The organism is Desulfitibacter alkalitolerans DSM 16504 (assembly GCF_000620305.1).
GTDB lineage: Bacteria > Bacillota > DSM-16504 > Desulfitibacterales > Desulfitibacteraceae > Desulfitibacter > Desulfitibacter alkalitolerans.
Genome location: NZ_KK211104.1, coordinates 62,054 through 77,052 on the forward strand (window position 1 = coordinate 62,054; position 14,999 = coordinate 77,052).

At 38.8% G+C, this 14,999-nt stretch carries 16 protein-coding genes; 4 read left to right on the forward strand and 12 right to left on the reverse strand.

Going from position 1 to position 14,999, the window contains the following annotated elements:
• The first annotated feature begins 13 nt into the window (after positions 1-13).
• Positions 14-1,720, forward strand: coding sequence for an aldehyde ferredoxin oxidoreductase family protein (locus K364_RS0118345; RefSeq protein WP_028309237.1), 1,707 nt, complete (start codon positions 14-16; stop codon positions 1,718-1,720).
• A gap of 114 nt (positions 1,721-1,834) precedes the next feature.
• On the opposite strand, the gene larC is transcribed toward K364_RS0118345, so the two are convergent.
• From larC to K364_RS0118385, 8 genes are all read right to left on the reverse strand, one after another.
• Positions 1,835-3,034, reverse strand: a complete 1,200-nt coding sequence (gene larC, locus K364_RS0118350) for a nickel pincer cofactor biosynthesis protein LarC (RefSeq protein ID WP_028309238.1) — start codon at positions 3,032-3,034, stop codon at positions 1,835-1,837.
• 57 nt (positions 3,035-3,091) lie between these two features.
• Positions 3,092-3,847, reverse strand: coding sequence for a nickel pincer cofactor biosynthesis protein LarB (gene larB / locus K364_RS0118355; protein WP_028309239.1), 756 nt, complete (start codon positions 3,845-3,847; stop codon positions 3,092-3,094).
• Positions 3,848-3,865: 18 nt separating this feature from the next.
• The gene (locus tag K364_RS0118360; protein WP_028309240.1) at positions 3,866-5,071 is read right to left on the reverse strand and encodes an MFS transporter; all 1,206 of its coding nucleotides are present in this window, start codon (positions 5,069-5,071) and stop codon (positions 3,866-3,868) included.
• Between the two features lie 98 nt (positions 5,072-5,169).
• On the reverse strand, positions 5,170-5,955 hold the full coding sequence (locus K364_RS0118365) for an ABC transporter permease (protein WP_084296056.1): 786 nt from the start codon (positions 5,953-5,955) through the stop codon (positions 5,170-5,172).
• A 32-nt stretch (positions 5,956-5,987) separates the two neighbouring features.
• Positions 5,988-6,761, reverse strand: a complete 774-nt coding sequence (locus K364_RS0118370) for an ABC transporter ATP-binding protein (protein ID WP_051534248.1) — start codon at positions 6,759-6,761, stop codon at positions 5,988-5,990.
• Positions 6,748-7,716, reverse strand: a complete 969-nt coding sequence (locus tag K364_RS0118375; protein ID WP_035270226.1) for an ABC transporter substrate-binding protein — start codon at positions 7,714-7,716, stop codon at positions 6,748-6,750. The genes K364_RS0118370 and K364_RS0118375 overlap by 14 nt, the downstream gene beginning before the upstream one ends.
• 213 nt (positions 7,717-7,929) lie before the next feature.
• Entirely contained in the window at positions 7,930-8,853 is a 924-nt protein-coding gene (locus K364_RS0118380) for an inositol monophosphatase family protein (protein ID WP_028309244.1), read from the reverse strand.
• A complete protein-coding gene (locus tag K364_RS0118385) occupies positions 8,853-9,470 on the reverse strand; it encodes a nitroreductase family protein (RefSeq protein WP_051534211.1) in 618 nt (205 codons plus the stop codon). The genes K364_RS0118380 and K364_RS0118385 overlap by 1 nt, the downstream gene beginning before the upstream one ends.
• Before the next feature lie 163 nt (positions 9,471-9,633).
• Here K364_RS0118385 and lepB point away from each other — a divergent pair, with 163 nt between their 5' ends.
• A complete protein-coding gene (gene lepB, locus K364_RS0118390) occupies positions 9,634-10,161 on the forward strand; it encodes a signal peptidase I (RefSeq protein ID WP_028309246.1) in 528 nt (175 codons plus the stop codon).
• 112 nt (positions 10,162-10,273) lie between these two features.
• Here the strand turns inward: lepB and K364_RS26830 are convergent, their stop codons facing one another.
• From K364_RS26830 to argH, 4 genes are all read right to left on the reverse strand, one after another.
• Positions 10,274-10,414, reverse strand: coding sequence for a hypothetical protein (locus K364_RS26830; RefSeq protein WP_156946528.1), 141 nt, complete (start codon positions 10,412-10,414; stop codon positions 10,274-10,276).
• Positions 10,415-10,443: 29 nt separating this feature from the next.
• A complete protein-coding gene (locus K364_RS0118400; RefSeq protein ID WP_028309247.1) occupies positions 10,444-11,931 on the reverse strand; it encodes an aminotransferase class I/II-fold pyridoxal phosphate-dependent enzyme in 1,488 nt (495 codons plus the stop codon).
• Between the two features lie 206 nt (positions 11,932-12,137).
• Positions 12,138-12,542: a hypothetical protein gene (locus tag K364_RS0118405; RefSeq protein ID WP_028309248.1), complete on the reverse strand. Its 405-nt coding sequence runs from the start codon at positions 12,540-12,542 to the stop codon at positions 12,138-12,140.
• Between the two features lie 169 nt (positions 12,543-12,711).
• On the reverse strand, positions 12,712-14,088 hold the full coding sequence (argH, locus tag K364_RS0118420) for an argininosuccinate lyase (RefSeq protein WP_028309249.1): 1,377 nt from the start codon (positions 14,086-14,088) through the stop codon (positions 12,712-12,714).
• A gap of 269 nt (positions 14,089-14,357) precedes the next feature.
• Here argH and K364_RS0118425 point away from each other — a divergent pair, with 269 nt between their 5' ends.
• Positions 14,358-14,576, forward strand: a complete 219-nt coding sequence (locus K364_RS0118425) for a type II toxin-antitoxin system Phd/YefM family antitoxin (protein WP_028309250.1) — start codon at positions 14,358-14,360, stop codon at positions 14,574-14,576.
• Complete coding sequence (locus K364_RS0118430; RefSeq protein WP_028309251.1) at positions 14,573-14,995, forward strand: PIN domain-containing protein; 423 nt, start codon at positions 14,573-14,575, stop codon at positions 14,993-14,995. Before K364_RS0118425 ends, K364_RS0118430 begins: the two co-directional genes overlap by 4 nt.
• Positions 14,996-14,999 lie beyond the last annotated feature (4 nt).

Consider the following 14,999-nt stretch of genomic DNA (forward strand, 5'->3'; position numbering starts at 1 on the left):
GGGAGAGTGCTGAATGGATAAGATTTTAAGAGTAAATATGACTAATCAAAAAGTTTCTTTAGAAGATGTTCTAGAAAAGTATCAAAAACTTGGAGGCAGGGCACTTACATCACAAATAGTTTGCGATGAAGTTCCAGCTAGCTGTGATCCATTGGGAAGTGAAAATAAGGTTATTATTGCTCCTGGATTGTTGGGAGGCACGAATGTACCATTATCCGGCAGGATTTCAATTGGTGCCAAGAGTCCTTTAACTGGAACAATTAAGGAAAGTAATGCAGGAGGTGTAACAGGACATAAACTAGCTAAAATTGGCTTAAAAGCAATTATTGTTGAAGGTCAAGCCCAAAAGGGATTATATATTTTAGTTATAGATGGACAAAAGGGGATCCTTGTTAGTGCAGATGAACTTGCATCACTTGGGAATTATGAACTAGTTAATAAGTTGAGAGAAAAATATGGAAGCAGCAGCGGATATATAACAGTAGGTCCTGCCGGAGAGCTTGGACTACGAACTGCATGTATAGCCAATACTGATCCTGATTGCCGTCCAAGCAGGGTTAATGGCCGCGGCGGCCTAGGTGCAGTTATGGGAACAAAGGGTCTTAAAGCCATAGTCATTCTAAATTCTGACCTTAACTTCATTTCTTATTATGATAAGGAAAAGTTTTTTGAAGAAAGCAAGCAGGTTGTACAGTTTATTAAAGAACATCCATCCATATCTGTTTACAGGGACTATGGAACAGCTGCATTAGTAAACATAACAAACAACATGGGTTGTTTGCCTACTAGAAATTTTAGCAATGGCCAGTTTGAAGGTGCAGACAATATCTCTGGCGAGACCATGTTTGAGCTTATTAAAAGTCGTGGCGGCCAGGGCAGAACCAGCCATAGGTGCATGCCAGGCTGTATAGTTGGCTGTTCAAATATTTACCCAGATGCCAGCGGCAATGAATTAGTGGCTCCCCTGGAATATGAAACCATAGGTTTAATGGGCTCTAATCTGGGCATAGATAATCTGGATACCATTGCCAAACTAAATTACCTCTGTAATGATATTGGCATTGATACCATAGAAACAGGAGCTGCCGTAGGAGTTGCCATGGAAGCTGGTATTCTGCCCTTTGGTGATGGCGTAAAGACAATAGAATTAGTAGAAAGTATTAGAGACAATACCATTTTAGGCAGGTTAATAGGAAACGGAACTCTTATAACTGGCAGGGTTCTTGGTGTAAAAAGGATTCCAACAGTTAAAGGACAGGCACTGGCAGCATATGATCCAAGGGGATTAAAGGGTCTTGGGGTAACTTATTCTACTACTCCAATGGGTGCTGACCATACTGCAGGTTCAACCTTGAGAGCACAAGTAGATCATAGAAAACCTGACGGCCAGGCCCAGGCTTCAAGAAAATCCCAGAGAACAATGACCCTATTTGATTCATTGGGGATGTGCATGTTTACAATGCCCAGCCTGGGTATCCACATTCAAACTTTAGCAAATCTGGTTAATGCAAGATATGGTCTTACCCTAAATGAAAGCAGCCTAATTCAATTAAGTATAGATACAATAACCGCAGAAAGGAATTTCAATTCTAACGCAGGTTTTAGAAATATAGATGATAGACTGCCTGAATTTATGTATAAGGAAAAGCTTCCTTCAGCTGATACTGTTTTTGATGTTCCTGATCATGAATTGGATTGGGTCCATGGTAGTGAAGAATAAAACATTAACAACCTCCTCCCCTCATATATAATATAACTGAAAAAAGGGTTGGCCTAAAGTTTTTGTTTTTGGCCCAACCCTTTTTTCTATGCCTATGGATAATCTATAAACTACCTACAGCATATTTTTTATTAAGTTATTTACTTCCGAATAAATGTGTTTTATTGGCAGTCCGGTTTTTTCTGCCAGTCTTTTACAGTCCTCATATTCAGGGGCTATATTTGCCAAATCCCCTTTATAATACGCTAGCTTTACATTAACATTACCCCAGGGTGTTTCTACACTTTGGGTTTTTCTGTCGAGCATAACTTTTTCCACGGGATATTTTCTTATACCTATACTAGTAGTTTCTGTAAAGATTATTGAGAATACCTTTTCTTCTATTTCCTTACCATATAATACACTCAGCTTTAATGCCGGGCGGTTCTTTTTCATCTGAATTGGTGTTATGTAAACATCCCTAGCTCCTGCCTGGAAAAGCCTGCCCATGATATGGTCTATAAATTCGTGATTCATATCATCTATGTTGCATTCCAGCATCCACTGTTGGTGGTGGTCAAGGCACGCCTCCTGATTACTGCTATCCTGCCCCTCCTGCAAGTAACCGAGGGACACTCTCAGGACATTTGGTATAGCTAGATCTTTAGTACCTGCTCCATAGCCTATCCTATCTACTTTCATTAATGGCATCCTGCCAAATTCCTTTGCCAGGGTACTTAAAATAGCCGCTCCCGTAGGAGTTGTTAATTCTCCCTTAATTTCCGTAGAGTAGATAGGTACGCCCTTTAGAAGCTCCAGGGTTGCTGGCGCAGGTATGGGCATTATTCCATGCTGACAGGTAACAAAACCGCTTCCAGTATGGATTGATGAGGCATACACTTCATCAATCTGCAGCCTGTCTATAAGGATTGCAGTGCCAACTATATCCACTATTGCATCAATGGCGCCCACCTCATGAAAGTGAATTTTATCAACTGTAGTACCGTGGATCTTTGCTTCTGCTTCCCCCAATTTAGTGAAGATTTTAATAGCTATATCCTTTACCTTTCCATCCAGGGTGCTTTCATTTATGATGTTTTTAATTGTAGTAAGTCCCCTGTGGGGTGCATCCTCTTCAGTTATGAGCACTTCTGCCTTAAGGGCCTCAATTCCCCTTTTCTTAACCTTTTGTACACTTACTTGAAAGCCTTTAACTGGCAGCTTGCCAAGCTCTGCATTTAAATCATCAACTTTTACTCCCAGATGCAAAAGGGCTCCTAATGTCATGTCTCCACTAGCTCCAGCTGAACAGTCAAAATATAGTATCCTATTCAAATAGCTTACCTGCCTTCCAGTTATATATAATTACTCAACAAATTTTTCACTCTTTTCTTATTCTTCCCCCAGGGCATTAATCAAGGAAGCTGAATATGCCGCCCCAAAGCCATTATCAATATTTACAACACTAACCCCACTTGCACAGCTATTTAGCATGGTCAATAAAGCAGAAAGACCATTAAAGCTTGTACCATAACCAACACTGGTAGGAACTGCTATTATGGGCTTGTCAACTAAACCACCCACTACACTTGCCAGGGCCCCTTCCATTCCAGCTACCACGATTATTACCTTTGCTTGGTTGAGTCTCTCCCTTTGGGCAAGAAGTCTGTGAATACCTGCCACACCTGTATCATAGATGCGTACAACATTATTCCCCATGGCTTCAGCTGTAATGGCCGCTTCCTCTGCAACTGGTAAATCTGAGGTGCCTGCACTAAGAATTACAATACACCCTCGAGCCTTCTTCTCGCCTTGTTCAATCATGAGAATCCTTGCATCTTGATAATACTTTGCCTCTGGCAGCTGCTCCTTTATTACCTCATAGACTTCTTTGTTGATTCTAGTTGCCAGCACATTACTACAGCTTCTTTCCTTTAGCTTTTTCATGATATTTACTATGTGCTCGGAAGTTTTTCCTTCACCATAGATTACTTCTGGAAAACCCTTTCTAAGCTGTCTATGGTGATCTATTTTTGCATAGCCCAGGTCCTCAAAAGGCAGGTTTTTAAACTGGCAAACGGCCTGCTCAATATCCATTTCCCCTGTTTTAACAGCCAAGAGCAATTGTTTAATCATATTTTCATTCATAATCTGCCACCTCTCGTTTTATATGTCTATTTTTCTTCCATTACCTATCTTAACCTTATACGATAGGTAAAAAAACCACACTAAACACCCTAAAACAACTGTTAATGTTCCTCCAGCAAAAAAAGCTATATTATATGACGTAAGGCTTGCTATTACACCCAAAATAAACCCTGACAGGGATATGCCCAGATCAAAAGCATTGCCGAAAAAAGAAATGGTAAAGCCCCTGTTTTCTGGTGAACAGTTGTCTACGGTAAAAGCTATTAGTCCTGTATGTCCTCCACCAAAGCCCAAGCCTATTAAAGCACAAGCAATATAAAAATATATGTCCCCAGGGAAAAAGGCAATTATATACATACCGGCGGCTGTTGAAAGTATTGTGGGTAATATGACTATTTCCCTGCCAACCTTATCGGAAATCCTGCCTACTACATATCTTCCCATTACCAGGAAGACTCCCAGGAAGGCAAATAAATATCCTATATTGGCAACACCCAGCTGGTTAGCAAATACTGCCATGAAAATTAGTATAGCACCAAAGGAAAATGCTATTGCAAGGCCAATTGTTGTTGGCACAAGCAAAAGAGGATCCTTAACCAGTTCCTTCCATGATCTTTTTGACCTTTTTGGCCTTTTCATTACTTCTTTCTTGGAAGGGTTAATCGGCCCTTTCTCTTCTTTGACGCCAAGGGTTAGTACCAGTCCAACAGCCGCAACCAATGCAGCCACAAGGAAAACCCAGTTAAAGCCATAGTATTCTGCCAGCAAAAATCCAATAAGGGGCCCAATAATAATAGCAGAAGCATCTCCTATACCCTGAAGTGCTAGTGCCTGACCTCTCTTTTCCTGCTCAACCTGCTCTGCCATAAGGGCCTGGGTGGCAAGGACTACCCCTGCCATGCCTATGCTTTGAAATATTCTAATCATAGCTATCCATAAAAAACTATCTCCCATAAGCAGGAACAGGGGAGATAAAAACCAGGCAAGCATACCTATAATAAGTATTCCCTTTTTACCGTGAACATCACTCCAGGCACCCATTAATGGTCTAACTATAACTGTCATTATCCCAGTTATACCTATTAGCCAACCAATTGTACGCGGGCTCCCTCCCAGGCCTTCAATATAAAGAGGGAAAGGAAGCTGCAGTATGTCCAGGCTTAAAAAGAAAGCAAATGTTATCAGAAATAAAAAAAGCATATTACGTATATTAGTTTTAGTCATATCCAGTGCTCCATTGGTTTTAATTTGTAATATCTCTTAGTTTTAGAATTTACAGTTTATAAATGTTCTACTTTAAACAGAGTAAATCCTTTATTAACCTACTTTTTCAGGTGTTTCCACCTGCAGAACACCTTTTCAAAAAGGTCTATCACAATATACATGAAAAACCCCAGCAATGCCATACCAATGATTCCTGCAAACATTCTAGAGTAATTAAATCTACCCATGGAGTCCATGATAAAATAGCCAAGACCCTCCTGGGTAGCATATGCCTCTGCTATAAATAGTACAGCAATAGCGGTACCTAATGCAACCCTCAAAGCAGTTAATATTTCTGGAAGACAGCCTAAGAAATAAACATGAAAATATAAGTGCCAGTATCCAGCACCTAGAGATTTTACTGACATAATTAGCCCGGGGTCTATCCCCCTTGCTGCATCCCTAGTGGTAACAAGTATCTGGTAAAAGACAATGAGCGTAATTAAAAATATTTTTGAACTGTCCCCATATCCAAGGAGAATTAATAACACTGGCAGAAAAACTATTTTGGGGATAGGATAAGTTAAATATACCATTGGGGCAATATATGAATCTAGTCTTTTATGAGTGCCCAGCAAGATACCCAGGGGTACACCAATGACCAGGGCAAGGAACAAACTCACGCCAATTCTATAGAAGCTAACCCAGGCATGATGTACTAGTCCCATTTGAAGCTGAAAATAAAACTCCAATAAGGCAGCACCTGGGGTTGGCAGCACGGGCTTATTAATCAGCACAGAAACAACCCACCATATAACGAGCAAAACAGCTACCGCTATAATGTAGGACTGGGAGTCAAATATTTTAGTAGTGATTCCCTTAATTTTATTGCCATTTTTTTGCATTTGCTCACCCGATTATCAATAAATAATTTAGACTACTGCAGCAGAGATCGTAAATAGGCGCACCCGTCATAGAATTCCTTTTTGCCTCTATAGGAAATATCTCCAGCCATGGGATTGTCTACTATATTGATTATTGTTCCTGGGTTCTTGGACATAACAAATATGCGTTGACCCATGAAAACTGCTTCTTCAATATTATGGGTAACAAGGAGAATACTTAACTTTGTTTTCTCCCAGATGTCTAGCAATAACCCCTGCAGGCTTTCCCTTGTCAAAGCATCTAACGAGGAAAATGGTTCATCCATAAGAAGAAGCCTGGGCTTTAGAGCCAGGCTCCTCGCTATGGCAACCCGTTGTCTTTGTCCGCCACTTAACTGGGCAGGAAAACGTTTGGCAAGGGCATCAATAGCTAAATCAGTTAGTATTGTGTTTACCCGCTTTCTGGCTTCACCTTTTGAATATCCTCTAATTAAAAGACCCAGGGCAACATTTTGTTCAACTGTTTTCCAGGGTAACAGCCCATAATCCTGAAGAATAAGGGTTGTATCATTTCTTCTTGAAGTAAGTGCCTGCCCGTCAATATAAACCTCCCCTTCCTGGGGTTTAAGAAGCCCAGACAGTACGTATAATAGTGTGCTTTTTCCACACCCTGAAGGTCCAATTATTACACCAAATTCCCCAGGTCTAATGTCCAGGCTTACATCCCTTACAGCTTCTACCTGCTCACCCTTCTGGTCATATACCACACTTAAGGATTTAAGCTGGGCAAAAGGGACTGTGCTTTTATGATTTTTAATAAAGTCCATCAATTATCAAATCCTCATATTTTATAGGAATACTCAGCAGCTCCTTCTCCATAAGCCAATTATTTACCTTTTCCATGTCCCGTTGTTCAGGAAGCTGAGGTCTGGGAAATACGGGTACGGGATAAATATCCTTTATTGCTTCTGGAACCCTAGTCTCTGCTATAAATAGTTCATGATACTTTTCAGGGTTAGAATTAATTGCATCTACAGCTTGAGCATATGCTTCATAAAAGTCTTTAAGCTGATTCAGGTTTTTTTCAACAAATTGTGAATGAAAGACTAATACTACCTGTGAAAGGTTTTCACCTGAAGTATCATCTGCAATTAATGCTGCCCCTTGAAACTGGGCAAATGTCAGCAAAGGTTCCGGCAAAACGGCAGCATCCAGCTGGCCGTTCATCAGCATTTCCATTCTGACAGGTATTTTAGGTACTGAAACCTTTTCAACAAAGTCCTCATTCAAGCCTTCCTGGTCAAGGAGACCATCCAGCACATATTCAATAATGGTATTAAATGAGATGCCTACTTTTTTCCCTTGTAAGTCCAGCAGGCTATTTATTCCTGATTCAGGTGCTGCTACAATACCAAAAGGGCCCTCTTCAGGGGTAACACCTGTGGTCAGGGAGCCAATTTTTATAGGAACTCCAGCAGCCTTTAAAGAATATGCTACAATTATATCTGTTATTATACCATCAAGATTACCAGACTGAAAGGCACTTTCTTTTTCTACTGCACTTTGGAAGGGAACCAGTTCAACCTTTAAGTCCTTTTCTGCAAAATAACCTTCTTCAATTCCTACGACAAGGGGAAGCATATCACCTATTGGAAATATTCCTATTCTGATAATGTTTTCTGCTTTGGGTTCACTAGTTTGTGAATTGCCACAGCCTGCAATTAAAGCAGACATCAATAAAATAGCAATTATTATAATTATTCTCTTATTCCTTATATTCATTATTACCAACTCTCCCTTTTGTACTTAATTTAAAATAATTAACTGAAAAATTAATTAAAACACTTAAAAACTAATAATTAAAATAAATGAACCGTGGTTCATTTATCTCCTTGCTTTATTTCTATTTTATTTTTTAGAATCCTTCTTTATATTGCAGGATTTACAGTAAAAAAGCAAAAATCTCCTGGTAAAAAGTTAACAGGAGATTTGCTATTAACTTTTAAATACCGGGCTTAATTCCTCAAATAATTCATGGGTGCCTGCAGCTATGACCTTAAATCTTAAATCTCTAAGGAGACTCTGGTTATTTATAACCTTTGTCAAATAGTCCCCATGATATTGTGGCGCAGCTTTGCCCTTGTAAAAAATCTGATAAGCATAGATTCCACCTGCCTCATTTACCAGATGGTGAGATTGGCACACGTCTGTCACCTTTAATCTGGCTGAATCAGATATATATCCATCATATTGGCCACAAGCAACCTGACATAGATCCAAGTGTGAGCTTCCCAGTCTGCGCTGGATAATATGTGACGAAACCAACCCCTGCAGAGTATGAGAAATTTCATTTTTATTATCAAAGTCAATACCAATAATACATTTCTCTTTTAACGAATTGATTGGAGAGGCTTTAATGGGCCAAGTGATACTGCCATCTGTAAAAAAAGCGCCTTGACCCGTTAAACCATAGAAAACCCTTTGGCCAAAGATTTCCCTGTGAACACTTACCCTTATAGCCTCAGTTAAAGGCCTTTCATAAAGGTCCCTAAAATAGCCTACTGCAATGGACATGGCAATGTTTGGAGAAGGTGTGAAAAAAGGTCTAATGTTATTTGAACCATCCACAGGATCAAGCACCACAAAATAGTATGGGTTTCCTGAACCTATCACCTCTACCCCAGTTTCTTCACTTATAATTATCAGGGGATGAATTTGGGGTAGATTTTTAAGTATTGTAATAATCCTTTCATTAACCTCCTGGTCAAAAAGGGTAATCTTGTCCCCAGATGAATTTACCCTGTCAAAATGGGTGTGAAGCTTTATATTTTTACTCAAAAGCTTTTTCACATGGCAGGAAACTTCATCTGTAATATGTAAACCAATCTCAAGCAATTCTTTGTTATCTAATTCTATCATTATTCTACAATCTCCATTACCTCATTTAAAGGCTTTCTAGGGCGAGCCTGGGGAACTTCCAAGGGAACCCCTACAGGAATAACTGCTGCCAGCTTCAATTCTTCTGGGACCCCTAAAAGCCCCTCAATTTCTCTTGCTGCTACATTGGGAGCAGTCATCCAGCAGGCACCATAGCCCATATCAGCTGCAGCTAGCAGGATATTCTGGATTGCCCCACCTATACTTTGGATACCTGGTTGAGCACTTAATCTAGCTATCTCATGAGGATCTATTTTGTGTCCAACAAGTTCCTCCATAAAGCCCTGTGAGTGGCTGTAAAAGACATATATGACTACAGGGGCATTATTGAAAAAGGAGCTGTACCATCTCCACCCCTTTACAGACTCATTAATTTCATATTTTTCTACAATGGCATCAATTTTTTCCAGCACTGTTTTAGAAGCCTTGTCATTTATTTCTTTATTATATACTGCTTTAAAGAACCAGTTCTGGTTATTATGAGCACTAGGTGCTAATGTCCCCATTCTAATTATCTCTCTAATGTCTTCCACTGGAATTGTATTTGACTTGAACTTGCGAATGCTTCTTCTTTCTTCAACCACTTTTTTAAAGTCCATCATAAAAACCTCCTTTCAAATATTTTAGGACAAAGCTGGAAATATAGCAAGTTTTGAATATTTATAAGAGTTTAATTCAGAGTTGAATTCATGATAAAAGGCTTTCCATAAAACAAATAGAGTAGTATAATGTTTGCGTAACCCAAAGGAGGCAGCCTAATAAATGGGAACTTTTAGAACACTGGTCAAAAAGATACTATTGAATGAAATTGTCCTGGCAATTATTTTTGCATTATTATTGAAGGCCTATGTAATGGACAGCCGCTATGTACCCAGCTCATCAATGCATCCTACCCTACAGATAAAGGACAGACTGCTTGTTAACAAGCTGAGTTATAAATTTGGTGAAATGCAAAGGGGCGATATTATAATATTTGAACCTCCCCCAAGTGTGGACTCCCAGTACGACTATGTTAAAAGATTAATTGCCATGCCAGGCGATATAGTAGAGGTAACTAATGGAGTACTGTATATCAATGGTGAAGCTGTACAGGAAGATTATATTAATGAGCTTCCTAATTATGAATACCCTCCCACACAGGTTCCAGCAGACAGTCTTTTTGTGTTAGGGGATAATAGAAACTATAGCTATGATAGTCATCTATGGTTAGATTGGTTGTCATTAGATGATGTTAAGGGCAAGGTATTCTTTAGATACTGGCCCCTAGATAGAATTGGAAGAATAGAATAGATTTTGAATAAGGAAATTAAGCAAGGAAAAAGAAATAAGGGGTACCATACATCAAAGTATAGGCACCCCTTTTGTTTTATCTATTTGGTTTTAAGCTTTTTGTTAGTTGTTTTTAGTTGTTTTCTTCAGTAAGGTTAGTTCTTTCAATCACATTATGAGGGAACATATTATAGCCTGGATCCTTACTTTGTCTCTGCACATAATAAACTAGAGCTGCAACAACACCTACACCAAAAACCACACCCCAAATCATTATGACACCTCCATTGGTTTCAAAATCTATTAGCTTATCTGATCTCCTACCCTGGCAAGTGATAAGGCAGGCTTTAGCACCTTGATATAATTAATCTTTGGATCCTCAGTTCCCTGTAAATCTGCCTGTTCATTTTTTAGGACCTGAACATAATCAATGGTTTCTTTACTAATATACTCACCAGGACACACTAAAGGTATTCCAGGGGGATAAGCCATTATCATTTCTGCACTAACCTCTCCTACAGCTTCAATAAGGGGAACCCTTTTTGTTTCGCTGTACATGGCATCCCTTGGTGAAACTGACACTGTTGGAATTGCTGGCCATGGCGGTACATATTTAAGTATTTTTTCTAACTGTCTGCCCTCTGCAATTTCCCTGCAGGAGTTAATTAGATATTTAATTGTATATTCATCATCTGCAAGGGTTAGTAAAAATATCACATTATAAAGGTCAGCAAGCTCAACCTGAATCCTATAATCTCTCCTTAATATTCTTTCCATGTCATAGCCCGATAAACCAAGGCTTTTAACATTGATAGTCAGCTTGGTAATATCATATTTTTTGCAACCACAGGTTTCTTCTTCAGGTTCAAACAGCTTAATGCCTGGTATTTTGCACATTTCTTGTCTAGCCCATCTAGCTAGTTCCAGGGTTTTTCTTATTAGTTCGTCGCCTCTTAGTGCAATTTGCTTCCTTGCAACATCCAGGGATGACATTAACACATAGGAAGGACTGGTGGTCTGGGTAATATTGAGAACTGCCTTGACCCTTTGTGGACTGATTAACTTGCTTTTTATAAGCAGCATGGAGCTTTGAGTCATGGAGCCTAAAAGCTTATGTGTGGAGCTGGCAGCAATATCTGCTCCAGCCTGCATGGCTGATAATGGCAGCTCATCTGATAGATGGAGGTGAGCACCATGGGCTTCGTCCACTAGAACTGGCACCCCATAGCTATGAGCTAGTTCAACTATTTCCTCTAACTTGGAAGCAGTACCATAGTAGTTTGGATTAATTATAAATATACCCTTTGCATCTGGATGTTGATCTAATGCAGCCTTTAAGGTTTCTACTGAAACACCTGTTGATATGCCATATTCTAGATCCATTTCTGGCCTTACATAAATGGGAATAGCTCCACTGATAATCAAACCTCCAAAGGCTGATTTATGGGCATTTCTTGGTAGAATAATTTTATCACCTGGTTTGCAAACAGACATGATCATAGCCTGAATACCATTTGTAGTTCCATTTACAAGAAAATAAGCCTTGTCAGCTCCAAAGGCTTTTGCGGCCAATTCTTCTGCTTCAGCAATAACTCCTGTTGGGTTACAAATATTATCGGTATCCGGCAAGCATGTTAAATCTATACCCAGGGTATTTTTACCTACAAACTCACAAAACTCAGGTATTCCCCTGCCTTGTTTGTGACCTGGTACATGAAAAGGTATTGTATTGTCTGTCATGTATTTTTTTACTGCATCAAATACTGGAGTTTTTGACTGATGATTTAACATCGAGCTCACCGCCTTTCTCAATAAACACAATAACTTGCAATGATAATTAGAACATAATTATTGTCAAAGTTCAATATTAATTTTTTTATTTTTTAGCAAGATTGCATGGAAATTATTGTAATTAAGGGGCCTCTAATTTACATATGGAATCAAAAAAGGAATCAAAAAACCTGGCATCAGCCAGGCCTTTTGTGTATGTTAAATTTTTAAATTACATCATTATAAGTATAGAGTGTATATGTTTCTTCATGCTGATAGTCATGTCTATAGTTAATTTCATCAATTTCATGGACCAGAATAGCGTATTTTGCATCGGGATCAAAACTAGGAGGAATCTCTTTTCTATCTAAATAAGTAGATTTGTTATAGTCTAACTTCTCGAATTGAGTAACTTCACCTAGAATAACAGATTCAGGTCTGGTTGATGCTACGCCGATAACTCTCTTAATGTGTTCCCTGTCACCAGTCCAATCATATTTCATCTTTATATCCTCATTGGTCAATACCTTCTTTAATTCCTCAGCACTCTGTACAACCTTCTTCTTTACATTAGCAGCCTGGCTGGCCTCCACTTCTTCAACTAACCTTTTAACATGGTCTAAATTTACCATTTTAATTCCTCCTTTCTCATATTTGCCTTGCCTTTATGAAAAAGTACCATGTTATACTGTACCTTTACATTTTTGCGTTCATCCATGTTTGTATTTCTGCATACAATTATTCTGTAATTCTATTTTATTCAGACTTAAGCTTTTTGTCAATAGTTTTGGAGGAATTAATTTAAATTTCATTTAATAATTTCCTTGCAGTATTTATATGTGCTGCCACCTGCTCAGGGGCTGGCCCCCCTGCAACATTTCTTTTTGCCACGACATTTTCAATATTTACCTTTTCAAAAATATCATTTTCAATTGCTGGGGAAAAATCTTTATATTCTTCCAGACTTAACCCTTCTAAATCTATTCCCTTACTAATGCAATATGCAACCAGTTCACCAACAATCTTGTGGGCCTCTCTAAAGGGTACTCCCTTGGTAACAAGATAATCAGCCACATCTGTAGCACCTCCAAAGCCTCCCCTTGCCCCTTCCTTCATTATCCTTTCTTTTACTGTGATGGTAGCAAGCATTGGGGTAAAGGTAATCAGGCATCCCTTTACGGTATCAATTGTATCGAATAAGCTTTCCTTGTCCTCCTGCATATCCTTATTGTAGGCTAATGGCAAACCCTTCATTACTGTAAGTATGGTCACCAGATTTCCATAGACCCTGCCGGTCTTGCCGCGAACAAGCTCAGCTACATCAGGGTTTTTCTTCTGGGGCATGATGCTGCTGCCTGTGCTAAAGGCATCATCCATTTCTATAAACCTGAACTCATCACTGGACCAGATAATAAGCTCCTCACAAAATCTGCTTAAATGCATCATGAGAATAGCTGCCGCACTATTAAATTCTATTATGAAATCCCTGTCACTAACAGCGTCCATACTGTTACGCGTGATTTTCTCGAAGCCTAACTCTTCTTTAACCATATTCCTATCCAGGGGAAATGTGGTGCCTGCAAGGGCTCCGGAACCCAGGGGCATCATATCGGTTCTTTTATGTGCATCCTTGAACCTGTGAATATCTCTATAAAACATTTCCCAGTAAGCCATACAATGATGGGCAAAGGTTACTGGCTGGGCTTTCTGCAGATGGGTGTATCCTGGCATGATGGTATTTATATACTTTTGGGCCAGATCCAATAGTGTTTTTTCTAACTTGACAAGCAGCTGGATTATGTAAACTATTTCCTCTTTTAGATAGAGCCTTACATCCAATGCCACTTGATCATTTCTGCTGCGCCCAGTATGGAGTTTCTTGCCAACATCCCCGATTTTTTGGATTAAAAGGGTTTCCACATTCATATGGATATCCTCTGCATCCTGGGAGAATTCAAGCTTGCCTTCTTCTAACTCCTTTAATATAGCTTCTAATCCGCTGATAATTTGTTCAGCCTCATATGTTGAAATTATTCCACATTTTCCAAGCATCCTGGCATGGGCAATACTACCCCTTATATCCTGTTTATACAATCTCTTATCAAAGGAAATTGATGAGTGAAAGTCTTCCACAAGCTTATCTGTCTCTTTAGAAAAACGACCGCCCCATAGTTTCATGCTTATTCCTCCAAGGTTTTTGCAAATTATTTTAAAATGCTTGTTTATACTTTGCTTATATTTTGGTATCACTTTCTAAATTATACACCAAGGCATATTTTTTTTCAGGGATTTTAGTTTTAAATATATTTAAAATTTTTTGGTCTCAAAATTTTTCTTAATTACTTTTTCTTTCATTGACATTACATAGCACAATGTTTTGTTGGCAAAATCGAGCGATATTTTATATAATATTAGTGTAACAAATGTAAAAAAAGGAGGCTTTTAGCATGATAATTACTGCTACAGAGTTTAAAACAAATATGGGTAAATATCTTCAATTGGCGAAAACACATGATATAATTATCACTAAGAATAATAAGCCCATTGTCAAGCTGACAAACTTACGTGAAGATAAACTTGAGCTTCTTGAGGGACTTGTCGGCCTCATTGAAGACGATGGTTATACACTGGATGATGCTAAAAAGGATAGGTTATCCAGACAATGAGAATATTAATTGATACAAATATAGTTCTTGATGTTTTATTACACCGCACTGATTTTTTTAATGCATCCTATGATGTGTTAAAGCTGTCCGCCCTTGGTAAAGCTGAAGTGCTTATTACCGCCAATAGTATTACAGACATTTATTACATCATGCATCGCGCAAACAAAGATCCAATAAAATCTAAAGATGCAATCGTTCAATTGCTAGGTCTGGTCAATATTGCAGATGTTCTTGCATCTGATGTTATGAATACATTATCAAGCAAAATAACAGATTTCGAAGACGCCCTTATTGGGGCAATCGCCAAAAGAGTAAAGGCCAATTATATTGTTACCCGAAATACAAAGGACTTCAATAATTCTCCCATACCTGCCATGGATCCGAAAGACTTTCTCACGCAATTTGACAGTAGGGAGTAATCAT